The sequence below is a fragment of the Streptomyces lunaelactis genome (assembly GCF_003054555.1).
Classification (GTDB): domain Bacteria; phylum Actinomycetota; class Actinomycetes; order Streptomycetales; family Streptomycetaceae; genus Streptomyces; species Streptomyces lunaelactis.
Genome location: NZ_CP026304.1, coordinates 3171214 through 3197565 on the forward strand (window position 1 = coordinate 3171214; position 26352 = coordinate 3197565).

The following is a 26352-nucleotide window of genomic DNA, read 5'->3' on the forward strand; positions in this document are numbered from 1 at the left end:
CTTTCCACGCGAACGCGTCAGGCGCCGTCCGCGGCCGCCGCGAAGGCTCCGCAGGCCAGCCGGTGCAGCAGCACCGCCATCGCCGAACGGTCCGGGAGGGCGCCGGGGCGGCCCAGGTGGGGCGTGGAGTTGAGCAGCCCGAACACGGCATGCACGGCGGCGCGCGCCTCTGCCTCGACGAGCGTCGGGTAGACCTTCCGCACCGCCTCCACCCACAACTCCACGTACTGCCGCTGCAGCTGCCGCACCAGCTTGCGGTCGCTGTCCCGGAGGCGGTCCAGCTCGCGGTCGTGCAGGGTGATGAGGGGGCGGTCGTCGAGTGCGAAGTCGATGTGTCCGTCGATGAGGGCGGCCAGCAGCACCGCGGGGTCGGCCGCCGACTCCTCGACGCGCAGCCGGCCGCCGCTCAGCAGCCGCTCGCTGATGCCCACCAGCAGCTCGGCGAGCATCGCGTCCTTGCCGGGGAAGTGCCGGTAGAGGCCGGGTCCGCTGATGCCGACCGCCGCTCCTATCTCGTCGACACCGACGCCATGGAATCCGCGTTCGGCGAAGAGCCGGGCGGCCTCCCTGAGGATCTGCTCGCGGCGCGTCGGGGCATCCGTCCTGGTGCTCATGGCATTGATTCTAGACAAGGCTGTTAGCGCTCGTTAACCTGAAGGAAACGCGTTAACGCTCATTAACTTATCCTCGTACGTAAGCGACAACGGAGTCGTACGGGCAAGGGGGCTCGACACGATGCAGCAGGCACCCGTGCTGGCGAGCGCGGCAGACCCCGCCTCCGAGGCCTGGCAGGCCAACGAGGCGGCGCACCAGGAGCTCGCCGACGCCCTGCGCGGCCGGCTGACGGCCGCCCGCCTCGGCGGTGGCGAGCGGGCCCGCGCCCGGCACACGGCGCGCGGGAAGCTGCTGCCGCGCGACCGCGTGGACACCCTCCTCGACCCCGGCTCGCCCTTCCTAGAGCTCGCGCCGCTCGCGGCGGAGGGGATGTACGAGGGGCAGGCCCCGGCCGCCGGAGTGATCGCCGGGATCGGGCGGGTCAGCGGCCGCGAATGCGTGATCGTCGCCAATGACGCCACGGTCAAGGGCGGCACCTACTACCCGATGACGGTCAAGAAGCACCTCCGCGCCCAGGAGGTGGCCCTGGAGAACCGGCTGCCCTGTCTCTACCTGGTGGACTCGGGAGGCGCCTTCCTGCCGATGCAGGACGAGGTCTTCCCCGACCGCGAGCACTTCGGGCGGATCTTCTACAACCAGGCACGGATGTCCGGCGCGGGGATCCCCCAGATCGCGGCGGTGCTCGGCTCCTGCACGGCGGGCGGGGCGTATGTCCCGGCGATGAGCGACGAGGCCGTGATCGTGCGCAACCAGGGCACGATCTTCCTCGGCGGCCCGCCGCTGGTGAAGGCAGCGACCGGCGAGGTCGTCACGGCGGAGGAGCTCGGCGGCGGCGAGGTCCACTCGCGTACGTCGGGCGTCACCGACCATCTCGCCGAGGACGACGCGCACGCGCTGCGGATCGTCCGGAACATCGTGGCGACGCTGCCCGCTCGGGGCCCGCTCCCCTGGTCGGTCGAGCCCGCCGAGGAGCCGAAGGTCGATCCCGCGGGGCTGTACGGCGCGGTGCCGGTTGACTCCCGTACGCCCTACGACGTCCGTGAGGTCATCGCACGCGTCGTCGACGCCTCCCGGTTCGCCGAGTTCAAGGCGGAGTTCGGGACGACGCTGATCACCGGCTTCGCCCGGATCCACGGCCACCCGGTCGGCATCGTCGCCAACAACGGCATCCTGTTCTCCGAATCCGCCCAGAAGGGCGCGCACTTCATCGAGCTGTGCGACCAGCGCGGCATCCCGCTGCTCTTCCTGCAGAACATCTCGGGCTTCATGGTCGGCCGGGACTACGAGGCGGGCGGCATCGCCAAGCACGGCGCGAAGATGGTCACGGCGGTGGCCTGCACGCGCGTGCCGAAGCTGACCGTCGTCATCGGCGGTTCGTACGGCGCGGGGAACTACTCGATGTGCGGCCGGGCGTACTCCCCGCGCTTCCTGTGGATGTGGCCGAACGCCAAGATCTCGGTGATGGGCGGCGAGCAGGCGGCGTCGGTGCTGGCGACGGTGAAGCGCGACCAGCTCGAGGGGCGGGGCGAGACCTGGCCCGTCGCCGACGAGGAGGCCTTCAAGGAGCCGATCCGCGCACAGTACGAGCAGCAGGGGAACGCCTACTACGCCACGGCCCGGCTGTGGGACGACGGCGTGATCGACCCGCTGGAGACCCGGCAGGTGCTGGGTCTGGCCCTGACCGCGTGTGCCAACGCCCCGCTGGGTGAGCCCGGCTTCGGCGTTTTCCGGATGTGAGGACCCAGATGTTCAGCACTGTCCTGGTCGCCAACCGCGGCGAGATCGCGGTCCGCGTCATCCGTACGCTGCGGACGCTGGGCGTGCGCTCGGTGGCCGTGTTCAGCGACGCGGACGCGGACGCCCGGCATGTACGGGAGGCGGACACGGCGGTCCGTATCGGCCCCGCGTCCGCCGCCGAGAGCTACCTCTCCATCGACCGTCTGCTGGACGCGGCGGCGCGTACGGGCGCGGAGGCGGTCCACCCGGGCTACGGCTTCCTCGCCGAGAACGCGGCGTTCGCGCGGGCGTGCGCGGAGGCGGGCCTGGCCTTCATCGGGCCGCCGGCCTCGGCGATCTCGCTGATGGGCGACAAGATCCGCGCGAAGGAGACGGTGCAGGCGGCGGGCGTCCCGGTCGTGCCGGGCTCGTCCGGATCCGGCCTGACCGACGATCAACTCGCCGACGCGGCACGCGAGATCGGCATGCCGGTGCTGCTGAAGCCCTCGGCGGGCGGCGGCGGCAAGGGCATGCGGCTCACCCGGGTCGAGTCTGCGCTGCTGGAGGAGATCGCCGCGGCCCGGCGCGAGGCCCGCGCCTCCTTCGGCGATGACACGCTGCTGGTGGAGCGGTGGATCGACCGCCCCCGGCACATCGAGATCCAGGTCCTGGCGGACGGCCATGGCCATGTGGTCCATCTCGGTGAGCGCGAGTGCTCGCTGCAGCGCCGCCACCAGAAGATCATCGAGGAGGCGCCGAGCGTCCTGCTGGACGAGAAGACCCGGGCCGCGATGGGTTCCGCCGCCGTGGAGGCGGCCCGCTCGTGCGGCTATGTCGGCGCGGGGACGGTGGAGTTCATCGTCCCGGGCAGCGACCCGTCCTCGTACTACTTCATGGAGATGAACACGCGCCTCCAGGTCGAGCACCCGGTGACGGAGCTGGTCGTGTCGATTGCGGGGGGCGGCCTGGACCTGGTGGAGTGGCAGCTGCGGGTGGCGGCCGGCGAGCAACTGCCCTTCGCCCAGGAGGACATCAGTCTCACGGGCCACGCGATCGAGGCCCGTATCTGCGCCGAGGACCCGTCGCGGGGCTTCCTGCCGTCGGGCGGCACGGTCCTGGCCCTGCACGAGCCGCAGGGCGACGGAGCGCGCACCGACTCGGGCCTCACCGAGGGCACGGAGGTCGGCAGCCTGTACGACCCGATGCTGTCCAAGGTCATCGCGTACGGCCCCGACCGCCCGACGGCCCTGCGCAAGCTGCGCGCGGCCCTGGCGGACACGGTCACCCTCGGCGTCCCGACGAACGCGGGCTTCCTGCGCCGCCTGCTGGCCCACGAGTCGGTGGTGGCAGGGGACTTGGACACGGGGCTGGTGGAGCGGGAGGCGGACGGCCTGGTGCCGGAGGGGGTTCCGGACGAGGTGTACGCGGCGGCGGCGCTGCTGCGGGCCGGGGTGGGTGCCCCGGCCGCGCCCGGCTGGGTCGACCCGTTCTCGGTCCCGACCGGCTGGCGCCTCGGCGGCGAACCGGCCTGGACGGTCCACCACTTCCGCGTCCCGGGCCAGGAGCCGGTCGAGGTGCGCACCCGCCCGTCGGGCCGGTCCGTGGAGCTCCTCCTCGGCGCAGCCGGGCAGTCGGTACCGGCACACCCAGCCCCTGGGGGTTCCCCCGGACGAAGTCCGGGGGAGTTCGAGGACCGGGGTCCGGGGCAGCGCCCCGCCGCACCCACCCGCACCCGGCTCCTCACCGCCACCCCCACCCGCGTCACCCTCGAACTCGACCGCGTCACCCACACCTTCACGTACGCCCCCTCCCCGGAAGGGACCTGGCTCGGCCGGGACGGCGACTCCTGGCACCTCCAGGACCACGACCCCGTCGAGGCCTCCCTGAGCGGCGCCGCCCACGCGGGGGCCGACACCCTCGCCGCGCCCATGCCCGGGACCGTCACCGTCGTCAAGGTCGCCGTCGGGGACGAGGTCGACGCCGGGCAGAGTCTGCTCGTCGTCGAGGCCATGAAGATGGAGCACGTCATCTCCGCCCCGCACGCCGGCACCGTCACCGAGCTCGATGTGACCGCGGGCTCCACCGTCGCCATGGACCAGATCCTGGCGGTCGTCACCCCGAGGGAGGAAGCATGACCGACGGGCTGCCCATGGCCGTACCCGTACAGGGTCTGCCGCCCCGCGTCCGTATCCACGAGGTCGGCGCGCGCGACGGGCTGCAGAACGAGAAGACCGTCGTACCGACCGAGGTGAAGGCGGAGTTCATCCACCGGCTCGCCGGCGCCGGCCTGACCACGATCGAGGCGACCAGCTTCGTCCACCCCAAGTGGGTGCCCCAACTGGCCGACGCCGAGCAGCTGTTCCCGCAGCTCGGCGACATCCCGGGCGTCGCCCTGCCCGTCCTCGTACCGAACGAGCGCGGTCTGGAGCGGGCCACCGCCCTCGGTGCGCGCCGGATCGCCGTGTTCGGGAGCGCGACCGAGACCTTCGCGCAGCGCAATCTCAACCGCGGCGTCGACGAGTCGCTCGCCATGTTCGAGCCGGTCGTCGCCAAGGCCCGCGCCGACAAGATCCACGTCCGCGGCTATCTCTCGATGTGCTTCGGCGACCCGTGGGAGGGCCCGGTCCCGGTCCACCAGGTCGTCCGGGTCGCCAAGCAGCTGCTCGACCTCGGCTGCGACGAGCTGAGCCTGGGCGACACCATCGGCGTGGCCACCCCCGGCCATGTGCAGAGCCTGCTCGCCGAGCTCAACGAGGAGGGCGTGCCCACCTCCGCGATCGGTGTGCACTTCCACGACACCTACGGGCAGGCGCTCGCCAACACCTTCGCCGCGCTGCAGCACGGCGTGAGCACCGTGGACGCCTCCGCGGGCGGCCTCGGCGGCTGCCCTTACGCGAAGAGCGCGACCGGAAACCTCGCCACCGAAGACCTCGTGTGGATGCTCGACGGCCTCGGTATCGAAACCGGGGTCGATCTCGGCCGGCTCACCGCCACGAGCGTGTGGATGGCCGGACAGCTGGGCCGTCCCAGCCCCTCCCGCACCGTACGTGCCCTCTCCCACAAGGAGTGACTCACCCATGCCCCTGGACCACCGGCTCACACCTGAGCACGAGGAACTCCGCCGCACCGTCGAGCAGTTCGCACACGATGTGATCGCTCCAAAGATCGGCGACTTCTACGAGCGCCATGAGTTCCCGTACGAGATCGTCCGCGAGATGGGCCGCATGGGCCTGTTCGGACTGCCCTTCCCCGAGGAGTACGGCGGCATGGGCGGCGACTATCTCGCGCTCGGCATCGCCCTCGAGGAGCTGGCACGCGTCGACTCGTCCGTCGCGATCACACTCGAGGCGGGCGTCTCGCTGGGCGCCATGCCGGTCTACCGCTTCGGCACCGAGGAGCAGAAGCGGGAGTGGCTGCCGCGGCTCTGCTCGGGCGAGCTGCTGGGCGCGTTCGGGCTGACCGAGCCGGGCGCGGGATCGGACGCGGGCGGCACCCGGACGACGGCCGTCCGGGACGGCGACGAGTGGGTGATCAACGGCTCCAAGTGCTTCATCACCAACTCCGGTACGGACATCACGGGCCTGGTGACGGTCACGGCGGTCACCGGCCGCACCGAGGACGGCAAGCCGCTGATCTCCTCGATCATCGTCCCGTCCGGTACCCCCGGCTTCACGGTGGCCGCGCCCTACTCCAAGGTCGGGTGGAACGCCTCGGACACCCGCGAGCTGTCCTTCGCGGACGTCCGCGTCCCGGTGGCGAACCTGCTGGGCGAGGAGGGCCGCGGATACGCCCAGTTCCTGCGCATCCTCGACGAGGGCCGGATCGCCATCTCGGCACTCGCGACGGGCCTCGCGCAGGGCTGTGTGGACGAGTCCGTGAAGTACGCGAAGGAGCGGCACGCCTTCGGGCGGCCGATCGGCGCGAACCAGGCGATCCAGTTCAAGATCGCCGACATGGAGATGCGGGCGCACATGGCCCGGGTGGGCTGGCGCGACGCGGCGTCCCGGCTGGTGCAGGGCGAGCCGTTCAAGAAGGAGGCGGCGCTGGCGAAGCTGTACTCGTCGACGGTGGCGGTGGACAACGCCCGCGAGGCCACCCAGATCCACGGTGGCTACGGCTTCATGAACGAGTACCCGGTGGCCAGGATGTGGCGCGACTCCAAGATCCTGGAGATCGGCGAGGGCACGAGCGAGGTCCAGCGGATGCTGATCGCCCGCGAGTTGGGCCTGTCCGGCTGACACCGGCGTGAACCGGGGGGCGACGCGGTCCGCGTCGCCCCCCGGTTCGGTTTGTCCGCAATCAACCGACGGGCTCGACGTGCGGGCGGAGGCCGCCCCCTGGACAGCAGGTGAGGTTAGGCTAACCTATCTTCGAACTGCCCAGTGGCCGAACCCGGCACGTACGAAAGCGGACATCATCATGCCCAACGCCCGAGCTTCCCATCTCTCCCGTCGCGGCCTGCTCGCCGCGGGCAGCGCCCTCGGGCTCGGCGCCGCACTCGCCGCCTGCGGCAGCAGCGACGACAAGGGCAACGCGGGCAAGGCCGCCGAGAAGTCGGGTCCCTGGACCTTCACGGACGACCGCGGCACGAAGGTCTCACTGAAGGCCGCCCCGAAGAACATCGTCGCCTTCACCGGCACCGCCGCCGCGCTTCACGACTACGGCGTCGAGGTCAAGGGCGTCTTCGGCCCGACGAAGACCAAGGACGGCAAGGCCGACGTCCAGGCCGGCGATCTCGACATCAGCAAGGTCAAGATCATCGGCAATGTCTACGGCGAGTTCAACATCGAGCAGTACGCGGCCCTCGGCCCCGAGCTGCTGATCACCAACCAGTGGGCGAAGAACGACCCCTGGTACGTGCCGCCGCAGTCCAAGGACAAGATCATGAAGGTCGCCCCCAGCGTGCTGCTGTGGGCGGCGGAGACCACGATGGCGAAGGCCCTCCAGCGCCACGCGGAGCTCGCCGAGTCCCTCGGCGGCGACGTCAAGGGCAAGAAGACTGCCGACGCCAAGGCCCGCTTCGAGAAGGCCGCCGGCCGGCTGCGCGCGGCCGCCAAGGCCAAGCCGAACCTCAAGGTCCTGATCGGCTCCGGCAGCCAGGAGCTCTTCTACGTCTCCGTCCCGAAGATGTCCGCCGACACGCTCTACTTCCAGGAGCTGGGTGTGAAGTTCGTCGAGCCGAAGCCGGACGCCCAGGGCTTCTTCGAGGGACTCAGCTGGGAGAACGCCGGCAAGTACGGCGCCGACATCATCATCCTGGACAACCGCACCGGGACCCTCCAGCCCGAGTCCCTGGCATCCAAGCCGACCTGGGCCAAGCTGCCCGCCGTCAAGGCCGGCCAGGTCATCCCGCGTGTCACCGAGCCGATCTACTCCTACGACAAGTGCGCGCCGATCCTCGAGGAATTCGCCAAGGCCATCGAGAGCGCGAAGAAGGTCGCCTGACCATGACGACGACGGCCGAGCTCGCCCCGTTCCGCTTCTTCGGCCTGCAGGTGGTGCGGACTAGGCGGCTCGGCCCGTCCATGGTCCGCGTCACCTTCGGCGGAGAGTCCCTCAGGGAGTTCGCCGCCGGAGGCCGCGACCAGTCCCTCTCGCTGTTCCTGCCGCACCCCGGCCAGGACGAACCGGTCGTGCCGGTGGACCCGGGCGGAGACCTCTACGCGACGCTCGGCGCCTGGCGGGCCATGCCCGAGGGCATACGGGCCGTCATGCGCTCGTACACCGTGCGGGAGCAGCGCCGCGAACCGGCCGAGGTCGACATCGACTTCGCGATCCACGCCGACGGCGGGCCCGCCTGCCGCTGGGCGAGCGCGGCGAGGACCGGCGACCGCGTTATGGTCCTCGGCCCGGCCGTCGCCGACAACACCGCCGTGCGCTGCCGTCCGCCCGAGGGCACCGACTGGGTGCTGATCTGGGCCGACGAAACGTCCCTGCCTGCCGCCGCGGCGATCCTGGAGTGGCTGCCGGCCGGCCTGAAGGCCCGGGTCTGGCTCGAGGTGCAGCACACCGAGGACCGCCAGGACCTGAGGACCGCCGCGGACGCGCGGATCACCTGGCTCGTACGGAACGAGGGCGCGCCGTCCGCCCTGGAGGCCGTCAGCGCCGCCGAGTTGCCCGAGGGCGTCCCGTACGCCTGGATCGCGGGCGAGTCGGGGAGCGTGAAGGCGCTGCGCCGCCATCTCGTGCGCGAGCGTGAAATCGACCGCCGCCGGGTCACGTTCGTCGGCTACTGGAAGCAGGGAGTCAGCGAGGACGGCCTCCGCGAGGAGGCCGAAACCGCGGGCGGGGCTGCCGACATGTGAACAACGGCATAACAGCCGTGCCCCCAGGGGGGCGAGGAACTGCTGGCGTGAAAGTTAGGTTAGGCTAACCTAACCTCGGCACCTCGCCCCCCTCGCTTGTCCGGAGGACTTGCATGCGCTCGCACCTGCTCAATGACGTAACGGCGGAGAGCTACCGGCGCTCCGTGACCGAAGGAGTCGAGCGGGTGGCGATGCGACTCGCCACAACCCGGCGGCCGTTCACCGGTGTGACCCCGGACGAGCTCGCCCCGGTCATCTCCGCCGTCGACCTCGACCAGCCGCTGGGCAACGCCTCCGCCGCCCTCGACGAGCTGGAGCGCGTCTATCTGCGCGACGCCGTCTACTTCCACCACCCCCGCTACCTCGGCCACCTCAACTGCCCGGTCGTCATCCCGGCCGTCCTCGGCGAGGCCGTGCTCTCAGCGGTCAACTCCTCGCTCGACACCTGGGACCAGAGCGCCGGCGGCACCCTCATCGAGCGCCGCCTCATCGACTGGACCGCACAGCGGATCGGCCTCGGCCCCGCGGCCGACGGTGTCTTCACCAGCGGCGGCACCCAGTCCAACCTCCAGGCGCTGCTGCTCGCACGCCAGGAGGCCAAGACGTCGGACCTCGCGAAACTGCGTATCTTCTCCTCCGAGTGCAGCCACTTCAGCGTGCAGAAGTCCGCGACACTGCTCGGGCTCGGACCCGACGCCGTCGTCGCAGTCCCCGTCGACCGCAACAAGCGGATGCAGACGGTGGCACTCGCCGCCGAACTGGAGCGCTGCGCACAGCAGGGCCTGGTCCCCATGGCCGTCGTCGCGACCGCCGGCACCACCGACTTCGGCTCCATCGACCCGCTGCCCGAGATCGCCGAGCTGGCGGAGCAGTACGGGACCTGGATGCATGTGGACGCGGCGTACGGCTGCGGACTGCTGGCCTCCCCCACCCGCCGCCATCTCCTGGACGGCATCGAGCACGCCGACTCGGTCACCGTGGACTACCACAAGTCCTTCTTCCAGCCGGTGAGTTCGTCCGCCGTACTGGTACGGGACGGAGCCACGCTCGGCCACGCCACGTACCACGCGGACTATCTCAACCCGCTGCGCACCATCGAGGAGAGAATCCCCAACCAGGTCGACAAGTCGCTGCAGACCACGCGCCGCTTCGACGCGCTCAAGCTGTGGATGACGCTGCGCGTGATGGGCGCCGACGGTGTCGGGCAGCTCTTCGACGAGGTCTGCGACCTGGCAGCCGACGGCTGGGAGCTGCTCGCCGCCGACCCGCGCTACGACGTCGTCGTGGCGCCGCAGCTGTCCACGCTGGTCTACCGCTACATCCCCGAGGCCATCACCAGCCCCACCCTGATCGACCGGGCCAACCTCTATGCCCGCAAGGCGCTGTTCGCGTCCGGCGAGGCCGTGGTCGCGGGCACCAAGGTCGGCGGCCGCCAGTACCTGAAGTTCACCCTGCTCAACCCCGAAACGACGACCGACGACATCGCCGCCGTACTCGATCTGATCGCCGGCCATGCCGAGCAGTACCTGGGAGAGAATCTTGTCCACGCCTCGTGAGCCCCTTGATTTCATCGGCATCGGGCTCGGGCCCTTCAACCTCGGCCTCGCCTGCCTGACCGAGCCGATCGACGAGCTGAACGGCGTCTTCCTGGAGTCCAAGCCGGACTTCGAGTGGCACTCCGGAATGTTCCTGGAGGGCGCCCATCTCCAGACGCCGTTCCTGTCGGACCTGGTGACGCTGGCCGATCCGACATCCCCGTACTCCTTCCTCAACTATCTGAAGGAATCGGGGCGGCTGTACTCGTTCTACATCCGCGAGAACTTCTATCCGCTGCGGACCGAGTACAACGACTACTGCCGCTGGGCCGCCGCCAAGCTGAGCTCCATCCGCTTCTCCACCACGGTGTCGCGGGTCGAGTACGAGGACGAGGTGTACGTCGTCCACACCACCGCCGGCGAGCGGTTCCGCGCCCGCCGCCTAGTCCTGGGCACCGGCACCCCGCCGTACATCCCCGAGACCTGCCAGGACCTCGGCGGCGACCTCCTGCACAACTCCCGCTACCTCGACCACAAGGAAGCGCTGCAGCAGAAGGAGTCGATCACCCTCGTCGGCAGCGGGCAGAGCGCCGCGGAGATCTACTACGACCTGCTCTCCGAGATCGATGTGCACGGCTACCGGCTGAACTGGGTCACGCGCTCCCCGCGGTTCTTCCCGCTGGAGTACACCAAGCTCACCCTCGAGATGACCTCGCCCGAGTACATCGACTACTTCCACGCACTGCCGGAGCCCACCCGCTACCGGCTGGAGTCGGAGCAGAAGGGCCTGTTCAAGGGCATCGACGGGGATCTGATCAACGAGATCTTCGATCTGCTCTACCAGAAGAACCTCAAGGGTCCGGTGCCGACCAGACTGCTGACCAACTCGGCGCTGAAGAGCGCCGGTTACGAGGACGGCACGTACACGCTTGGGCTGCGCCAGGAGGAGCAGGGCAAGGACTTCGAGCTGCGTACGGAGGGCCTGATCCTGGCCACCGGCTACAAGTACGCCGCCCCCGAGTTCCTCGAACCGGTCGGCGACCGGATCCGCCTGGACGGACAGGGCCGCTTCGACGTGGCCCGCAACTACTCCATCGACACGGCGGGACGCGAGATCTTCCTGCAGAACGCGGGCGTGCACACGCACTCCATCACCTCGCCCGACCTGGGCATGGGTGCGTACCGCAACGCCTACATCATCGGCGAGCTGCTCGGGTCCGAGTACTACCCCGTCGAAAAGTCCATCGCGTTCCAGGAGTTCTCCGCATGACGTTCACCGTCCGTCCCCTCGACCCCTTTGCCGACGCGGAGCTGGTGCACGGGTGGGTGACCCACCCCAAGGCCGCCTTCTGGATGATGCAGGAGGCGAAACTGCAGGACGTCGAGCGCGAGTACATGGCGATAGCCGCCCATGAGCACCACGACGCCTTCATAGGCCAGAACGACGGGGAGCCCGTCTTCCTGATGGAGCGCTACGACCCCAGGTATGTGGAGCTCCAGGGTCTGTACGACCCCGAGCCGGGCGATGTCGGCATGCACTTCCTGGTCGCGCCGACCGACAACCCCGTACACGGCTTCACCCGCCAGGTGATCACCGCGGTGATGGAGACGCTGTTCGCTGACCCGGCCACCCGGCGCGTCGTCGTCGAGCCGGACGTGAGCAACAAGGCTGTCCACGCGCTCAACGAAGCGGTCGGCTTTGTGCCCGCAGGGGAGATCAGGAAGCCGGAGAAGGACGCCCTGCTGAGCTTCTGCACCCGCGCCCAGTTCCTGGCTGCACGAGGAGTGACGGCATGAACCTGTCCGACGCCGTATCGCATCTGACGCCCGAGCTGTGGGAGCAGGCCAACCGGCTGCTCGTCCGCAAGGCGCTGGCGGAGTTCGCCCACGAGCGGCTGCTGGTCCCCGAGTCGCTCGGCCAGGACAACTACCGTGTCCTCAGCGACGACTCCGCCACCGAGTACCGCTTCTGTGCGCGCCGGTTCGCCCTCGACCACTGGCAGGTCTTCGCCGACTCCATCACCCGGCACCGGGACGGCGGCGAGCAACCGCTGGACTCGCTCGACTTCTTCATCGAACTGCGCGGCACGCTCGGCCTGAGCGAGACGATCCTGCCGGTCTATCTGGAGGAGATCTCCTCCACTCTCTCCGGAACGGCGTACAAGCTCAGCAAGCAGCAGACGACCTCCGCCGAGCTGGCCACAGCCGGCTTCCAGGCCATCGAGACGGGGATGACCGAGGGCCACCCCTGTTTCGTCGCCAACAACGGCCGGCTCGGCTTCGGGGTTCACGAGTACCTCTCGTACGCCCCCGAGACCGCGAGCGAGGTCCGCCTCGTCTGGCTCGCGGCCCGCCGCGATGTCGCCACCTTCACCTCGGGCGCCGGACTGGACTACGAGTCGCTGGTCCGCGCCGAACTCGGCGAAGCCGCTCTCGCCCGCTTCGGCGGGCGGCTGAACGCCCTCGGCCTCGACCTCGCCGACTACTTCCTGCTGCCGGTCCACCCCTGGCAGTGGTGGAACAAGCTCTCCGTCACCTTCGCCGCCGAGGTCGCCCAGCAGCGCCTGGTCTGCCTGGGCGCGGGCGACGACGACTATCTCGCCCAGCAGTCCATCCGTACGTTCTTCAATACGAGCGACCCGGCCAAGCACTACGTCAAAACCGCGCTGTCCGTCCTCAACATGGGCTTCATGCGGGGCCTTTCGGCCGCGTACATGGAGGCGACGCCCGCGATCAACGACTGGCTCGCGGGCCTGATCGAGCGCGACGACGTACTGAGGGCGGTCCGCTTCTCGATCGTCAAGGAGCGGGCGGCGATCGGTTACCACCACCGCCAGTACGAGCGGGCGACCGACCGCTACTCCCCGTACCGCAAAATGCTGGCCGCGCTCTGGCGCGAGAGCCCGGTGCCGCAGCTGCTGGACGGCGAACGGCCGGCCACGATGGCGTCGCTGCTCCATGTCGACCACGAGGGCGCGTCGTTCGCGGGTGCGCTGATCGACGAGTCGGGTCTGGCTCCGGCGCAGTGGCTGCGCCGCTATCTGGACGCGTATCTCACGCCCGTACTGCACAGCTTCTACGCATACGACCTGGTGTTCATGCCGCACGGCGAGAACGTCATCCTGGTCATCGGCGCGGACGGCACGGTCCAGCGGACGATCTTCAAGGACATCGCCGAGGAGATCGCGGTGATGGACCCGGACGCGGTCCTGCCGCCGGCGGTCGAGCGGATCCGCGTGGACGTGCCCGAGGACATGAAGCTGCTGTCCATCTTCACGGACGTGTTCGACTGCTTCCTCCGCTTCCTGGGCGCGGCGCTGGTGACCGAGGGCCGCCTCGACGAGGAAACGTTCTGGCGGACGGTCGCGGAGTGCGTCAGCGGCTACCAGGAGTCCGTGCCGCATCTGGCGGACAAGTTCAAGGAGTACGACATGTTCGCGGGCGAGTTCGCGCTCTCCTGCCTCAACCGGCTCCAACTGCGCAACAACGAACAGATGGTGGACCTCGCGGACCCGGCGGGCGCGCTCCAGCTGATCGGCACGCTCGAGAACCCGATCGCGAGGTTCTCCCACTGAACGGACGGGCGCGCCGGTGAATACGGTCCCTCACTGGCGCGCCCGTCTCAATCCAGCCCCGCCGGCGTTTGAGGCGCGGGGTCTGGGGCGGAGCCCCGAAATCCAGCCCCGCCGGCGGTTGACGCGCGGGGTCCGGGGCAGAGCCCCGAAATCCAGCCCCGCCGGCGATTGAGGCGCGGGGTCTGGGGCGGAGCCCCGGCTCGGGCGCTCAGCCGGCGGGCCAGGGCACCTTCGGCGACCGGTAGTAGTCGATCCCGAGCGCCGACATCCGCGCGCCCTGCGCAGCCAACCGCACCCGATACGCCCCCCAGTCATGCGTGGACGCGGGCGACCAGCCGAGCTCCGCCACCCCCAGCACCCGCGGGAACGCCATGAACTCGATGTGGTCGCTCGTCGAGATCGTCTCCGACCACAGCGGCGCCTCGACCCCCGCCACCGCCGACGCGGGCACCCCCGGCAGATACGTCCCCGGGTCCCAGTCGTAGGAGCGGTCGACCTCGACCAGACCCGCCCAGTCCAGCCCGAGCGGCGTGTCCTTGGTGTACTTCATGTCGAGGTAGACGCGGTCGGCGGGCGACAGGATCAGCTTCGTGCCGTTCTGCGCGGCCTTGGCGACCTGGGCCTTCTCCGCGTCGCTGGTGCCGTCCAGACCCCAGTACTGCGCGACCGCGCCGGCGACCGGACTCGCCCCGGTCAGCTGGTGCCAGCCGACCACGGTCTTGCCGTACTTCCCCACTGCCGCCTGCGCCTTGTCCATGAACGCCACATAGTCCGCATGGCTCGTGGAGTGCGCCTCGTCGCCGCCGATGTGGAGGTACCTGCCGGGCGTGAGCGCGGCCAGCTCGCGCACCACGTCGTCCACGAAGTCGTACGTCACGGCCTTCGGCACGCACAGCGAGCTGAAGCCGACATCCGTGCCGGTGTAGAGCGGCGGCGCGATGCCCGAGCAGTTCAGCTCGGCGTACGAGGCGAGGGCGGCGTTGGTGTGCCCCGGCATGTCGATCTCGGGGACGACCTCCAGATAGCGCGAGGCCGCGTAGCCGAGGATCTCCTGGTAGTCCTTCTTGGTGTAGTACCCGCCCGGTCCGCCGCCGACCTGCGTCGAGCCGCCGTACGTCGTGAGCCGCGGCCAGGAGTCGATGGCGATACGCCAGCCCTGGTCGTCGGAGAGATGCAGATGCAGCTTGTTGATCTTGTAGAGCGCCAACTGGTCGATATAGCGCTTGACCTGGCCGACGGTGAAGAAATGCCGGGAGACATCGAGCATCGCGCCGCGGTAGCCGTAGCGCGGAGTGTCGGTGATGGTGCCGCCCGCGATCTTCCACGGCCCCTTCTGCCTGGTGTCCTTCTCCACGGAGGCGGGCAGCAGTTGCCGCAGCGTCTGGACGGCGTGGAAGAGCCCGGCGTGCCTGCGGGCGGTGAGGGTGACCGAGCCGCGCGAGGACTGCAGCCGGTAGCCCTCGTCGCCGAGGCCCTGCTCCGAGGGGCGGAGCCGCAACTGGATGCCGCCGGGGAGGTGGTCGTCGGTGACGGGCAGGTCGAATCCGGTGGACGGCCGCAGCAGCCCGGCGAGATACGTGCCGATCCGCCGCACCTCGGGTGAGTGTCCGTCGACCCTGATCCGGGTCCAGGGGGTGAGGGTGTACGGCGCGCCACCGGCCTGTACGGACGCGGGCGCGGGGACGACCCGGCCGAGCGGCGGGACGGTGGGGTGAGGTCGGCGGGAGCGGCGCCGGCGCCGATGCCGGCGATACCCGCCGCCGCGACGAGCAGCAGCGAACCGAACAGTCGGGGAAGCGTTCCGGGCAGTCTCACAGGCTGGGTCCCTTCGACGGGCGTCGCAAACTGTGGTGCTGAGCAACCGAACGGTGGTCATCATGCGTACCGCGCACCCCAGTTGCGGTCAAGGTGTAGACCACTTCCTCGCCTCACGATGAACGAATCCAAGGCATGGCGACGGCGCCGTCGGGAGCCACCCCGGACCCCAGGCAAAACCCCGGGCCCACCCCGGCCAACTCACCCTCGCCGAACCCGCACACGCCCCAGTGCGAGAATCCCCATGGCGACTGCGCCATCCCGGGAGCCACCCCGGACCCCAGGCAAAACCCCGGGCCCACCCGGCCAACTCACCTCGCCGAACCCGCGCACGCCACCCCCGGTGCGAGAATCCCCCCATGGCGGAAATCCTCCAGAAGGACGGCACCTGGACCTTCGACGGGGACACGGTGCGCGTCGTGCCCGGCAGCGACAAAGGTGTGAGCCTGCTGCGCAAGACCCTCGGTGAGGTCGCCGTACCCCTGGACGCACTCGCCGGGATCTCCTACGAGCCCGGCAAGAAGTCCGGACGCCTGCGGCTGCGTCTGCGCAACGGCGCCGACCCGCTGCTGCAGATCACCGGCGGCAAGCTGGAGGACAGCTCCGACCCCTACCGGCTGACCGTCGAGAACGACCGCAGCGGCGTCGCCGAGTACTTCGTGGACGAGGTGCGCAACGCCCTGCTGCTCGACCAGGTGGGGACCGGGCCCGTCGACCGCTATCTGCTGAGCGGGCCCGCCCTGCCGATCACCGTGGGCGCGGGGGACGGAACCGCCACCTTCGACGGGGAGCGGATCCGGCTGGAGTGGAACTGGAAGACCGAGGAGTCCAAGTCCTCGGGCGGCGCGCGCACGCTCGCGCTGGAGGATGTGGAGTCCGTGGAGTGGCTGCCCTCCGTCGGCCTGGAGATCGGCTACCTGCGTTTCGCCGTGGCGAAGGCCCCGACGAAGGCCCCGCCCAAGTACGATCCGCACGCCGTCGAGCTGTGGGGCTTCCGCAAGGACCCGCTGATGGCGCTGGTAGGGGCGGCCGTGGTGGCCCGGATGCCGCATCCGTACGCCCCCGCGCTCGTCGAGGCCGTCCCGTGGCCGGCCCTGTCCGCGCCGGCCGCCCCCGCCCCGACGCCCGGCGACGATCATGACGCGCTGCTGCGGCGACTGCGTGAACTGGGCGAGCTGCATCAGTCCGGGATACTGACGGCCGAGGAGTTCACCACCGCCAAACAGGCGATTCTGAAGCGTCTCTGAGCCCCCACTGCCCGGAATCGGGCAGGATTCTTGCAAACACCATAGGTCACCCCGCAATATCTACGGGTGCTCGAACCTCGTCAGCCCGGTCGCCTGTCCCACGACGACCTCATCGACCATCTGGTGCGCAGCACCGCGCTCCAGCGCGGTGAGGCGGCCCGGGTGATCCTCGACGTGCTGGCGTACTTCGACGAGAAGACCGAGGAATTCGTCCGCCGCCGCCACCGCGAACTGCAGTCCGGTGGCCTGGCGAACGCCGAGATCTTCGAGCGGATCGCGGCCGAACTGCCGCACCGCGCCGTGGCGCCGCCGGAGCTCTCGCTCCGCCAGCTGCGCCGCATCGTCTACGGCTGACCGGCCGGGCACACACCTGATCTATGGAGGGGCAGAGACTTTATGTGCGGAATTGTCGGTTACATCGGCAAGCGTGACGTGGCACCGCTGCTGCTGGAAGGCCTGCAGCGGCTGGAGTACCGGGGGTACGACTCCGCGGGCATCGTGATCACCAGCCCCAAGTCCGCCGGGCTGAAGATGGTCAAGGCCAAGGGCCGGGTCCGTGACCTGGAGGCCCGAGTCCCCAAGCGCTTCGCCGGCACCACCGGCATCGCCCACACCCGCTGGGCCACCCACGGCGCCCCGTCCGACGAGAACGCACACCCCCACCTCGACCCCGAGAACAAGGTCGCGATCGTCCACAACGGCATCATCGACAACGCCTCCGAGCTGCGCGCCAAGCTCGTCGCCGACGGCGTCGTCTTCCTCTCCGAGACGGACACCGAGGTACTCACCCACCTCATCGCCCGCTCCCAGGCCGACACCCTGGAGGAGAAGGTCCGCCAGGCGCTGAAGCTGGTCGAGGGCACCTACGGCATCGCCGTCATGCACGCCGGCTTCAACGACCGGATCGTTGTCGCCCGCAACGGCTCCCCGGTCGTGCTCGGCATCGGCGAGAAGGAGATGTTCGTCGCCTCCGACATCGCCGCCCTGGTCGCCCACACCCGCCAGGTCGTCACCCTCGACGACGGCGAGATGGCCACCCTGAAGGCCGACGACTTCCGTACGTACACCACCGAGGGCTCGACGACGACGGCCACGCCGACCACCGTGGAGTGGGAGGCCGCTTCGTACGACATGGGCGGCCACGACACGTACATGCACAAGGAGATCTCCGAGCAGGCCGACGCCGTGGACCGCGTGCTGCGCGGCCGCATCGACGACCGGTTCTCCACCGTGCACCTGGGCGGTCTGAACCTGGACGCCCGCGAGGCGCGCACCATCCGCCGGATCAAGATCCTCGGCTGTGGCACCTCGTACCACGCGGGCCTCATCGGCGCCGGGCTGATCGAGGGACTCGCCCGCATCCCCGCGGACGCCGAGCCTGCCTCCGAGTTCCGCTACCGCAACCCGGTCGTGGACCCCGACACCCTGTACATCGCGGTCTCCCAGTCCGGTGAGACCTACGACGTCCTCGCCGCCGTGCAGGAGCTCAAGCGCAAGGGCGCGCGCGTCCTCGGCGTGGTGAACGTCGTCGGCTCGGCGATCGCCCGCGAGGCCGACGGCGGTGTGTACGTCCACGCCGGGCCCGAGGTCTGCGTCGTCTCCACCAAGTGCTTCACCAACACCGTGGTCGCCTTCGCGCTGCTCGCGCTGCACCTGGGCCGGATCCGCGACCTGTCGGTCACCGACGGCAAGCGGATCATCGAGGGCCTGCGCAGGCTGCCCGAGCAGATCAGCGAGATCCTCGAGTCCGAGGCCGAGATCAAGAAACTGGCCGAGGAGTACGCGGGCGCCAAGTCGATGATGTTCATCGGCCGGGTGCGCGGCTACCCGGTGGCGCTGGAGGCCTCCCTGAAGCTCAAGGAGATCTCCTACATCCACGCCGAGGCGTACCCGGCCTCGGAGCTCAAGCACGGCCCGCTCGCGCTGATCGAGCCGGCGCTGCCGACGGTCGCGATCGTCCCGGACGACGACCTGCTGGAGAAGAACCGCGCGGCCCTGGAGGAGATCAAGGCCCGCAGCGGCAAGATCCTCGCCGTCGCCCACCGCGAGCAGGAGAAGGCCGATCACACCATCGTCGTACCGAAGAACGAGAACGAGCTGGACCCGATTCTGATGGGCATCCCGCTCCAGCTCTTCGCTTACCACACGGCGCTGGCCATGGGCCGGGACATCGACAAGCCGCGCAACCTGGCGAAGTCCGTCACGGTCGAGTAGGCCCCGCTCCCCCGTCCCACGAGAACGCCGCATGAGAACGCCCCCTGCACGTGCCACCGAGCACACAGGGGGCGTTCCCACACAGGCCGGCGCAGCCCAAGGGCGCCGGCCTGCGGCTGCCTCAGCCGGTGGCCGTCACTCCCCGGCCGGCAGCGCGTCCCGAGAACGTGGGCCACTTGGCGAGTGCTGCCGTCGCGCCGTACCAGGCGGCCAGACCCGCGACCGCGCCGACCCAGCCGCCCGCCTTCGCCAGCCCGCCGCTCTCCGCGAACGATGCGATGCCGAGCAGCAGCAGCGAGACGCACAGCAGTCCGTACACACCTTGACCGAACAGTCCGCTGCCCGCGGACGAGGCCGTCAGGGTCAGTGCGAGCAGTGCCCACAGCAGCAGGAACAGCCCTGCGGCTTCGGTGGAGACCTCGGCGCCGACGGCGGTGCCCCAGGTGAACCAGAAGGCGCCGAGACCCGAAAACGCCGTGCCCGTACCGGCGTTGCCCGCGCGGAACTCGAGCAGTCCGACGATGAACAGTGCGACGCCGCCGACCCAGGTGGCGAGCGCGGAGGCATCGGCCGCCGCGACATTGTCGATCACGCCGGTGTGGCCGACGCCGAACGCCAGCAGGGTCAGTCCGAGCGCGAGGTGGCCGAGAGTCGAAGTAGAAGTAGCGCTTCCCGCAGAGACGTCGTTGTCCACGGCGGGCTCCCTTCGTGTCCTGTGCAGTTGTGCTGCTACCCAGCGATCGCTATGTACCCTTCACAAGCGCACAATCCACCTGTACGCACGGGTAGATATCCGCAGGCACAAAGGGAGTTGACGGAGCCTCGGCGAAGGTCCGTCCGGACGCAACCGGGGCCTGACGGGGGTGGGGACCGGGACTACGGGATCACTACGACGGGGCGCTGCGCGCGTCGTGCGAGACGGCCCGCGACGGAGCCGAAGATGCGTCCCACGATGCCGTGCGTGGAGCCGACGACGATCGCGTCCGCGGAGTACTCCTGGCCGACCTCTTCGAGCTCGTGACAGATGTCGCCGCCGCGCTCGACCAGGATCCACGGCACCTCGGCGAGATAGTCCGCGCAGGCCAGCTCCAGACCGAGCACCTCGGTGCGGTGGTCCGGCACATCCACGAAGACGGGGGGCTCGCAGCCCGCCCAGACCGTGGTCGGCAGCCGATTGGCGACATGGACGATGATCAGGCCGGAGCCGAGCCTTCTGGCCATTCCGATGGCGTACGCGAGCGCCCGCTCACTGGAGGTCGATCCGTCGAAGCCGACGACGACTCCGTGCCGGAAGGCGGGATCGCAGGGGTGGCATGTCTCTTCTGCCGCTTGCAGGTCCGACAGTGGGTCGGCTACCTGCTTGCGGTCCGCGGGTTCGGGGATTTCGTGACCGGCCATCGGTGTCTCGGCGAAGAAGGTCCTCTTGGGAGGAATCGTCAAGGAAGGGTGCGTCGGTTGGCAGGGCGGCGGAGCTGTGTCCGGGAATCATCTTCCCAACCCCATACCCCCAAGGGTACGGCGACACTCCTCTCCTGCCCAGGGCCTGCCCGCCCCATACGCGGCGTTCCAGGGAGCATGCCCGAGCCTGCCCGGGATGGCAATGCCGCTTGGTGTCTACAGCCGTCTGCGCGAGCCCGGTGGCACGTCCGGGCGGCGATCAGTGACCAGAAGGCTCCGCCCTTCGTTGGGCATCCCCAGGACACCCCCTCGGTCCACCGGCGCCTTCAGGGAGCTTCCGTGCACGCACGACAGTCCACCCCGGCCCCCGCACCCGCCCCTCTTCCCCCGCCTCCCACCCCTCGTCCGAGTCGGCCGGCGACGTCGTCCGCTGGGCGGCGTTCAGCTGTGTGCTCGTCCCCGTTGTGCTGGTCGTGTACGGGACGTCCGTCGGCGGGGCGGCAGCCGCGGCTCTCGGCCTCGCGGCCGTGACCGCCGCCTGCCGGGTGCTGCTGCGCCAGTCCGAGCGCAACGCCGCCCGGGCCCGCGCGGCCGAGTCTGCGCCACCCCGCGGCCGGCGGGCCAGGACGGCCGCGGGGGCGCATCGGGGCGGTCGGCACGGCGCGGGAAGTGCGCCCGGGGGCTGACGGGTTCACACCCTCACGCCCGCATATTTTCAGCCAACTTCGGGCCACCGGTCATCCCTTGGCGAAATGGCCTGCCAACCCCCTTGCCACCAGGCAGGAAAGGACCATTCGCGGCTCGCGCACCCTACGGGGACGGGCCATGCATGAAATGCACACTTCCCTGCGCGGCCCGTGAGTGGAACGCTTCGTGATCGAATGCTTCGCGCCAAGTTGCCAAGTCGACATAGCGGGGCATGACGAACTTGTCACGGCGGCGCCACGGGACACAGTAGATTCGATCATGAGTATCGAAGGCTCGGGACTCGTGCAAAACCGAGGGGAAACGTGCAGGAGCGAAAGGCCCAGAACGAACGGGGAGACGCGAACACCGAGGGGGGCTTAGCGTCATGAGTCAGGACTCCGCCGCACCGGAGGTGGCACGGAAGCTCTCCGGGCGCCGGCGCCGGGAAGTCGTCGCGGTGCTGCTGTTCAGCGGCGGCCCCATTTTTGAGAGTTCCATCCCGCTCTCGGTGTTCGGAATTGACCGTCAGGACGCCGGAGTTCCTCGCTATCGACTGCTCGTGTGCGGTGGCGAGGAGGGCCCGCTGCGGACCACCGGCGGGCTCGAACTGACCGCGCCCTACGGCCTGGAGGCGATCAGCAGAGCAGGCACTGTTGTCGTACCGGCCTGGCGGTCGATCACCTCACCACCGCCGATCGAGGCACTCGATGCCTTGCGCAGAGCGCATGAGGAGGGGGCCAGAATAGTCGGCCTGTGCACCGGTGCGTTCGTGCTCGCCGCTGCCGGTCTGCTCGACGGCCGCCCGGCGACCACCCACTGGATGTACGCGCCGACGCTGGCCAAGAGATATCCGTCCGTCCATGTGGATCCGCGCGAGCTCTTCGTCGACGACGGCGATGTGCTCACCTCCGCGGGCACGGCGGCCGGAATCGACCTCTGCCTCCACATCGTGCGTACGGACCACGGCACCGAGGCGGCCGGGGCGCTCGCCCGCAGGCTGGTCGTGCCGCCGCGGCGCAGTGGCGGGCAAGAGCGTTATCTGGACAGGTCTTTACCAGAGGAAATCGGGTCGGACCCGCTGGCCGAGGTCGTTTCGTGGGCGCTGGAGCATCTCCATGAACAGTTCGACGTGGAGACCCTGGCGGCCCGGGCGTACATGAGCCGGCGCACCTTCGACCGGCGATTCCGCTCGCTCACCGGCAGCGCACCGCTGCAGTGGCTGATCACCCAGCGGGTGCTGCAGGCACAGCGGCTGCTCGAGACCTCCGACTACTCGGTCGACGAGGTGGCGGGCCGCTGCGGCTTCCGCTCCCCGGTCGCCCTGCGTGGCCATTTCCGGCGCCAGCTGGGGTCCTCCCCGGCCGCGTACCGGGCGGCCTACCGGGTACGCCGTCCGCAGAGCGAGCCCGCCCCGGCGGCGGTGGTGGAGTCGGTCGTACCGGTGCAGGCCTCCCCGCATGCCAGACGTGCTGCCGCGGCGTCGGGACCGTCCGGTCCTGCCGCCACATCGGCCGCGCCGCCGGAGCTCGGCAGACCCGGTCCGGACGTGTACGCGACAGGTCACGGCCGGCCGAGCCTCCCCGGCCAGCGGAGTGCGCCCTAGGGTCTTTCGTTTGGATCGGGTCGGATGAGTGAGCGGCCCGCCGCGGAGCGGCTGATGTCACTGCGGTGCGTGCGAGCCCGGCACGATCCAAACGAGAGGCCTCAGGCCGGCCGATCGCCGGGCGGCCTAAGGTAGGACGCATGAACGACCGCATGGTGTGGATCGACTGCGAGATGACCGGGCTCTCGTTGACGGACGACGCACTCATCGAGGTGGCCGCTTTGGTCACCGACTCGGAACTGAACGTGCTCGGCGACGGCGTGGACATCGTGGTCCGCCCACCGGACGCCGCGCTGGAGACGATGCCCGAGGTGGTGCGGCAGATGCACACCGCCTCGGGCCTCCTCGACGAGCTGGCGGGCGGCACCACGCTCGCAGCCGCCGAGGAGCAGGTCATGGCGTACGTGAGGGAGCACGTCAAGGAGCCGGGCAAGGCCCCGCTGTGCGGGAACTCGGTCGGCACCGACCGCGGCTTCCTGCTGCGCGACATGCCGACGCTGGAGAGCTACCTCCACTACCGGATCGTCGATGTCTCCTCGGTCAAGGAACTGGCCCGGCGCTGGTACCCGAGGGCGTACTTCAACAGTCCGGAGAAGAACGGCAACCACCGGGCGCTGGCGGACATCCGCGAATCCATCGCCGAGCTGCGCTACTACCGCGAGGCGGTCTTCGTGCCGCAGCCCGGACCGGACTCGGACACCGCGAAGAAGATCGCGGCGAAGCACGTCCTGCCCACGGAATGAGGCGGGCGTGAGGCGGGGCCGAGGCAAGTGGGGCGCGGGAACGAGGCGGGAATGAGCCCCGCGTCAGGGCCGCGATAACCCGGGCGCGAGCACCCTCCCCGACCCTGTACACTTTTCCTCGGCCGGTCGGGAAGAAGACCGGTCTTGGTGGGTATAGCTCAGACGGTAGAGCACCTGGTTGTGGTCCAGGATGTCGCGGGTTCGAGTCCCGTTACTCACCCTGAACGATCAAGGGCCCCGGTCTTCGGACCGGGGCCCTTGATCTTTGTCGCGCACGTGACCTTCGTCACGTGATCCCTGTCGCGCGCTCTACGACGACTCGCGTACGACCAGCTCCGTCGGGAGCACGATCTGCGGCAGCTCCGCCGGGCGGCCCGCTATCTCCTGCAGCAGCACCTGGGCCATCGTGCGGCCCATCTCCTCGATCGGCTGGCGCACGCTGGTGAGCGCCGGGTCCATATGGCGGGCCACCGCCGAGTCGTCGAAGCCGACGAGCGCCACATCGTCCGGAATCCGGCGGCCCGCCTCGCGCAGTACGTGCCGCGCGCCCGCCGCCATCACGTCCGAGGCCGCGAAGACCGCGTCCAGCTGCGGGCAGCGCTCCAGAAGCTCCCGCATCGCCCGGCGGCCGCCCTCCTCGGTGAAGTCGGCGGGGGCCGTCAGCTCGGTGTCGGGGAACCGGCCCGCCGCCGTCAGGGCCGCGCGGTAGCCGTCGAGCCGGCACTGGGCTCCGTACACATCGAGGCGTCCGGTGATCGTCGCGATGGTGCGGCGGCCGCGCGCGAGCAGATGCGCCACGGCGCTGCGCGCACCCTCGAAGTTGTCGGAGTCGACCGCGGCGAGCGTCTCGCGCGCGGACCTGCGGCCGCTGATGACGGCCGGGATGGCGAGCTGCTCCAGCATGTCGGGGATCGGGTCGTCGGCGTGCACCGAGACGAGCAGGACGCCGTCCACGCGGTGGGCTGCCAGATACGTGGCGAGCCGGCGGCGCTCGCGGTCGCTGCCGGCGAGGGTCAGCAGCAGCTGCATCTCGGTGTCGGCGAGAGCCGCTCCGACGCCGCGGACCATGTCGGAGAAGTACGGCTCGGCGAAGAACCGGTCCTCCGGCTCCGGCACGACGAGCGCGATCGCGTCGGTGCGGTTGGCGGCGAGCGCGCGGGCGGCGCGATTGGGTACGTAGCCCAGTTCGGCGACGGCCGCCTCGACGGCGGCGCGCGTGCGGTCGCTGACCCGCGGCGAGCCGTTGATCACCCGGGAGACCGTGCCACGCCCAACTCCGGCGCGTGCCGCCACCTCTTCGAGGGTGGGTCTGCCTGTGCGCCGTCCCTCGTTGCGCGTACGGATTGTCCGAGACACCATGTCCGCCTCCCCAGGCTCCCAGGCCGAGAACATTACGTGTCGGCTGCCTTGACACCCCTTCAGCGAGCCGCGACCCTTCAACACATCACATATGGGAGCGCTCCCACCGTACCTGACTCATACACGACCCGCACGTTCCCCGCCCGAGCCGCAGAGCATCAACGTCACTGCGCCGCACGCCAGTTGGCCGGGGGGTCGGCACGTCATGGCACAAGGAGGACGCAATGCGCAGGGCAGTAATCCTCGCGGTCGTCGCCGCGCTCGGCGCCGGTCTGCTGGCCGGCTGTGCCGAGGACAGCGACGAACCCACCGGCAGTGCGTCGAACGGCGGCGGTGGGGGCAAGGGCAGAACCACGCTCACCGTAGGGGTCTTCGGGGCCTTCGGCCTCAAGGAAGCAGGCCTTTACGACGAGTACATGAAGCTCAACAAGAACATCGTGATCCAGCAGACCTCGATCGAGCGCAACGAGAACTACTACCCGCAGCTGCTCACCCACCTGGGCACCGGCAGCGGACTCGCCGACATCCAGGCCGTCGAGGTCAACAACATCGCCGAGATCACCGCCACGCAGTCGGGCAAGCTCGTCGACCTGGGCAAGGCGGAGGGGGTCCAGAAGGACGCGTTCCTGCCGTGGAAGTGGGAGCAGGCCACCTCAAAGGACGGCAGGACGGTCGCTCTTGGCACCGACATAGGGCCGCAGGGCATCTGCTACCGCAAGGACCTCTTCGCCAAGGCCGGGCTGCCCACCGACCGTGAGGCGGTCGGCAAGCTGTGGGCGGGCGACTGGAACAAGTACCTGGACGCGGGCAAGCAGTTCAAGTCCAAGGCGCCCAAGGGCGTGGCGTTCGTGGACTCCGCGACCGGCGTGATGTCGGCGATCACCGGCAGCAACGAGAACCGCTTCTACGACAAGGACGGCAAGATCGTCTACAAGACGAACCCTGCCGTGAAGCAGGCCTGGGACACCGCCGCGGCGTTCGCGACGGAGGGACTGACCGGCAAGCTCCAGCAGTTCACCCCGGCCTGGGACCAGGGCTTCGCGAACGGCACCTTCGCGACCGTCTCCTGCCCGGCCTGGATGCTCGGCTACATCCAGGACAAGGGCGGGGCCGCGGGCAAGGACAAGTGGGACGTGGCCGCCGCGCCCAGGCCGAGCAACTGGGGCGGCTCCTTCCTGACCGTTCCCGACGCCGGCAAGAACAAGGCCGAGGCGGCGAAGCTCGCGGCCTGGCTGACCGCGCCCGAACAGCAGGCGAAGCTCTTCGCCGAGCGCGGCAGCTTCCCGAGCGCCAAGGCCGCGTACGCGCTGCCCGAGGTCTCCGGCGCCAAGCACGCCTACTTCGGGGGCGCGCCCATCGGACAGATCTTCTCGAAGGCCGCCGAGGGCGTACCGGTCCAGATCATCGGCCCGAAGGACCTGATCATCGCGCAGAACCTCGGGGACATCGGGATGCTCCAGGTCGACCAGAAGGGCCGTTCCTCCAAGGAGGGCTGGGACGCGGCCGTGAAGGCGATCGACAACGCGCTGGACCAGTGAGC

General features: G+C 69.8%; 21 protein-coding genes, 1 tRNA gene and 1 pseudogene. 18 read left to right on the top strand and 5 right to left on the bottom strand.

Translation table 11 applies throughout. The features are described 5' to 3' along the window. Window positions 1-17: 17 nt before the first annotated feature. Complete coding sequence (locus SLUN_RS14245) at window positions 18-614, bottom strand: SACE_7040 family transcriptional regulator (RefSeq protein WP_108148844.1); 597 nt, start codon at window positions 612-614, stop codon at window positions 18-20. A 121-nt stretch (window positions 615-735) separates the two neighbouring features. Here SLUN_RS14245 and SLUN_RS14250 point away from each other — a divergent pair, with 121 nt between their 5' ends. The 10 genes from SLUN_RS14250 to SLUN_RS14295 all read left to right on the top strand — a co-directional run bounded on the left by SLUN_RS14250 (window position 736) and on the right by SLUN_RS14295 (window position 13746). Next, window positions 736-2352, top strand: a complete 1617-nt coding sequence (locus SLUN_RS14250; protein WP_108148845.1) for a carboxyl transferase domain-containing protein — start codon at window positions 736-738, stop codon at window positions 2350-2352. An 8-nt stretch (window positions 2353-2360) separates the two neighbouring features. After that, the gene (locus tag SLUN_RS14255) at window positions 2361-4466 is read left to right on the top strand and encodes an acetyl/propionyl/methylcrotonyl-CoA carboxylase subunit alpha (protein WP_108148846.1); all 2106 of its coding nucleotides are present in this window, start codon (window positions 2361-2363) and stop codon (window positions 4464-4466) included. Beyond that, window positions 4463-5401, top strand: coding sequence for a hydroxymethylglutaryl-CoA lyase (locus tag SLUN_RS14260; protein ID WP_108148847.1), 939 nt, complete (start codon window positions 4463-4465; stop codon window positions 5399-5401). The genes SLUN_RS14255 and SLUN_RS14260 overlap by 4 nt, the downstream gene beginning before the upstream one ends. A gap of 7 nt (window positions 5402-5408) precedes the next feature. After that, on the top strand, window positions 5409-6569 hold the full coding sequence (locus tag SLUN_RS14265; protein WP_108148848.1) for an acyl-CoA dehydrogenase family protein: 1161 nt from the start codon (window positions 5409-5411) through the stop codon (window positions 6567-6569). A gap of 181 nt (window positions 6570-6750) precedes the next feature. After that, a complete protein-coding gene (locus SLUN_RS14270) occupies window positions 6751-7776 on the top strand; it encodes an ABC transporter substrate-binding protein (RefSeq protein ID WP_108148849.1) in 1026 nt (341 codons plus the stop codon). A gap of 2 nt (window positions 7777-7778) precedes the next feature. Continuing rightward, window positions 7779-8636, top strand: a complete 858-nt coding sequence (locus SLUN_RS14275; RefSeq protein WP_108148850.1) for a siderophore-interacting protein — start codon at window positions 7779-7781, stop codon at window positions 8634-8636. Window positions 8637-8749: 113 nt separating this feature from the next. Then, window positions 8750-10192 carry a pyridoxal phosphate-dependent decarboxylase family protein gene (locus SLUN_RS14280; protein ID WP_108148851.1) on the top strand — a complete coding sequence of 481 codons (1443 nt, stop codon included), beginning with the start codon at window positions 8750-8752 and terminating at the stop codon, window positions 10190-10192. Further along, the gene (locus SLUN_RS14285) at window positions 10176-11441 is read left to right on the top strand and encodes a lysine N(6)-hydroxylase/L-ornithine N(5)-oxygenase family protein (RefSeq protein ID WP_108148852.1); all 1266 of its coding nucleotides are present in this window, start codon (window positions 10176-10178) and stop codon (window positions 11439-11441) included. The genes SLUN_RS14280 and SLUN_RS14285 overlap by 17 nt, the downstream gene beginning before the upstream one ends. Then, window positions 11438-11968 (top strand): GNAT family N-acetyltransferase, encoded by a 531-nt coding sequence (locus SLUN_RS14290; RefSeq protein WP_108148853.1) that lies wholly within the window; start codon window positions 11438-11440, stop codon window positions 11966-11968. The genes SLUN_RS14285 and SLUN_RS14290 overlap by 4 nt, the downstream gene beginning before the upstream one ends. Beyond that, window positions 11965-13746 carry an IucA/IucC family protein gene (locus SLUN_RS14295; protein WP_108148854.1) on the top strand — a complete coding sequence of 594 codons (1782 nt, stop codon included), beginning with the start codon at window positions 11965-11967 and terminating at the stop codon, window positions 13744-13746. Before SLUN_RS14290 ends, SLUN_RS14295 begins: the two co-directional genes overlap by 4 nt. Before the next feature lie 208 nt (window positions 13747-13954). Here the strand turns inward: SLUN_RS14295 and SLUN_RS14300 are convergent. Further along, a pseudogene (locus SLUN_RS14300) lies at window positions 13955-15498 on the bottom strand (beta-N-acetylhexosaminidase). A 422-nt stretch (window positions 15499-15920) separates the two neighbouring features. On the opposite strand from SLUN_RS14300, the gene SLUN_RS14310 reads away from it, so the two are divergent. The 3 genes from SLUN_RS14310 to glmS all read left to right on the top strand — a co-directional run bounded on the left by SLUN_RS14310 (window position 15921) and on the right by glmS (window position 19022). Next, entirely contained in the window at window positions 15921-16808 is an 888-nt protein-coding gene (locus tag SLUN_RS14310; RefSeq protein WP_108148855.1) for a DUF4429 domain-containing protein, read from the top strand. Between the two features lie 66 nt (window positions 16809-16874). Further along, window positions 16875-17162 (top strand): hypothetical protein, encoded by a 288-nt coding sequence (locus SLUN_RS14315; RefSeq protein ID WP_108148856.1) that lies wholly within the window; start codon window positions 16875-16877, stop codon window positions 17160-17162. Window positions 17163-17204: 42 nt separating this feature from the next. After that, on the top strand, window positions 17205-19022 hold the full coding sequence (gene glmS / locus SLUN_RS14320; RefSeq protein ID WP_108148857.1) for a glutamine--fructose-6-phosphate transaminase (isomerizing): 1818 nt from the start codon (window positions 17205-17207) through the stop codon (window positions 19020-19022). Between the two features lie 121 nt (window positions 19023-19143). Here glmS and SLUN_RS14325 read toward each other — a convergent pair whose 3' ends face one another. Together SLUN_RS14325 and SLUN_RS14330 are read right to left on the bottom strand one after the other, a co-directional pair. Continuing rightward, complete coding sequence (locus tag SLUN_RS14325) at window positions 19144-19716, bottom strand: acetate uptake transporter (RefSeq protein WP_108148858.1); 573 nt, start codon at window positions 19714-19716, stop codon at window positions 19144-19146. 182 nt (window positions 19717-19898) lie between these two features. Then, complete coding sequence (locus SLUN_RS14330) at window positions 19899-20420, bottom strand: universal stress protein (RefSeq protein WP_108148859.1); 522 nt, start codon at window positions 20418-20420, stop codon at window positions 19899-19901. 449 nt (window positions 20421-20869) lie between these two features. On the opposite strand from SLUN_RS14330, the gene SLUN_RS14335 reads away from it, so the two are divergent. The 4 genes from SLUN_RS14335 (at window position 20870) to SLUN_RS14350 (ending at window position 23673) form a co-directional block, all read left to right on the top strand. Further along, entirely contained in the window at window positions 20870-21106 is a 237-nt protein-coding gene (locus SLUN_RS14335; RefSeq protein ID WP_108148860.1) for a hypothetical protein, read from the top strand. Between the two features lie 386 nt (window positions 21107-21492). Continuing rightward, complete coding sequence (locus tag SLUN_RS14340) at window positions 21493-22710, top strand: helix-turn-helix domain-containing protein (RefSeq protein ID WP_108148861.1); 1218 nt, start codon at window positions 21493-21495, stop codon at window positions 22708-22710. A 140-nt stretch (window positions 22711-22850) separates the two neighbouring features. Continuing rightward, window positions 22851-23453: an oligoribonuclease gene (orn, locus tag SLUN_RS14345; protein ID WP_108148862.1), complete on the top strand. Its 603-nt coding sequence runs from the start codon at window positions 22851-22853 to the stop codon at window positions 23451-23453. 147 nt (window positions 23454-23600) lie between these two features. After that, window positions 23601-23673: transfer RNA gene (locus SLUN_RS14350), tRNA-His, on the top strand. Between the two features lie 89 nt (window positions 23674-23762). On the opposite strand, the gene SLUN_RS14355 is transcribed toward SLUN_RS14350, so the two are convergent. After that, complete coding sequence (locus SLUN_RS14355; protein WP_108148863.1) at window positions 23763-24812, bottom strand: LacI family DNA-binding transcriptional regulator; 1050 nt, start codon at window positions 24810-24812, stop codon at window positions 23763-23765. 224 nt (window positions 24813-25036) lie between these two features. Here SLUN_RS14355 and SLUN_RS14360 point away from each other — a divergent pair, with 224 nt between their 5' ends. Then, on the top strand, window positions 25037-26350 hold the full coding sequence (locus SLUN_RS14360) for an ABC transporter substrate-binding protein (protein ID WP_108148864.1): 1314 nt from the start codon (window positions 25037-25039) through the stop codon (window positions 26348-26350). The last annotated feature ends 2 nt before the right edge of the window (window positions 26351-26352 follow it).

Bases quoted from the DNA above. Each gene is read 5' to 3' on its own strand.
- SLUN_RS14245 (WP_108148844.1), bottom strand. From the start codon at position 614: ATGAGCACCAGGACGGATGCCCCGACGCGCCGCGAGCAGATCCTCAGG.
- SLUN_RS14250 (WP_108148845.1), top strand. From the start codon at position 736: ATGCAGCAGGCACCCGTGCTGGCGAGCGCGGCAGACCCCGCCTCCGAG.
- SLUN_RS14255 (WP_108148846.1), top strand. From the start codon at position 2,361: ATGTTCAGCACTGTCCTGGTCGCCAACCGCGGCGAGATCGCGGTCCGC.
- SLUN_RS14260 (WP_108148847.1), top strand. From the start codon at position 4,463: ATGACCGACGGGCTGCCCATGGCCGTACCCGTACAGGGTCTGCCGCCC.
- SLUN_RS14265 (WP_108148848.1), top strand. From the start codon at position 5,409: ATGCCCCTGGACCACCGGCTCACACCTGAGCACGAGGAACTCCGCCGC.
- SLUN_RS14270 (WP_108148849.1), top strand. From the start codon at position 6,751: ATGCCCAACGCCCGAGCTTCCCATCTCTCCCGTCGCGGCCTGCTCGCC.
- SLUN_RS14275 (WP_108148850.1), top strand. From the start codon at position 7,779: ATGACGACGACGGCCGAGCTCGCCCCGTTCCGCTTCTTCGGCCTGCAG.
- SLUN_RS14280 (WP_108148851.1), top strand. From the start codon at position 8,750: ATGCGCTCGCACCTGCTCAATGACGTAACGGCGGAGAGCTACCGGCGC.
- SLUN_RS14290 (WP_108148853.1), top strand. From the start codon at position 11,438: ATGACGTTCACCGTCCGTCCCCTCGACCCCTTTGCCGACGCGGAGCTG.
- SLUN_RS14295 (WP_108148854.1), top strand. From the start codon at position 11,965: ATGAACCTGTCCGACGCCGTATCGCATCTGACGCCCGAGCTGTGGGAG.
- SLUN_RS14310 (WP_108148855.1), top strand. From the start codon at position 15,921: ATGGCGGAAATCCTCCAGAAGGACGGCACCTGGACCTTCGACGGGGAC.
- glmS (WP_108148857.1), top strand. From the start codon at position 17,205: ATGTGCGGAATTGTCGGTTACATCGGCAAGCGTGACGTGGCACCGCTG.
- SLUN_RS14330 (WP_108148859.1), bottom strand. From the start codon at position 20,420: ATGGCCGGTCACGAAATCCCCGAACCCGCGGACCGCAAGCAGGTAGCC.
- SLUN_RS14340 (WP_108148861.1), top strand. From the start codon at position 21,493: ATGAGTCAGGACTCCGCCGCACCGGAGGTGGCACGGAAGCTCTCCGGG.
- orn (WP_108148862.1), top strand. From the start codon at position 22,851: ATGAACGACCGCATGGTGTGGATCGACTGCGAGATGACCGGGCTCTCG.
- SLUN_RS14355 (WP_108148863.1), bottom strand. From the start codon at position 24,812: ATGGTGTCTCGGACAATCCGTACGCGCAACGAGGGACGGCGCACAGGC.
- SLUN_RS14360 (WP_108148864.1), top strand. From the start codon at position 25,037: ATGCGCAGGGCAGTAATCCTCGCGGTCGTCGCCGCGCTCGGCGCCGGT.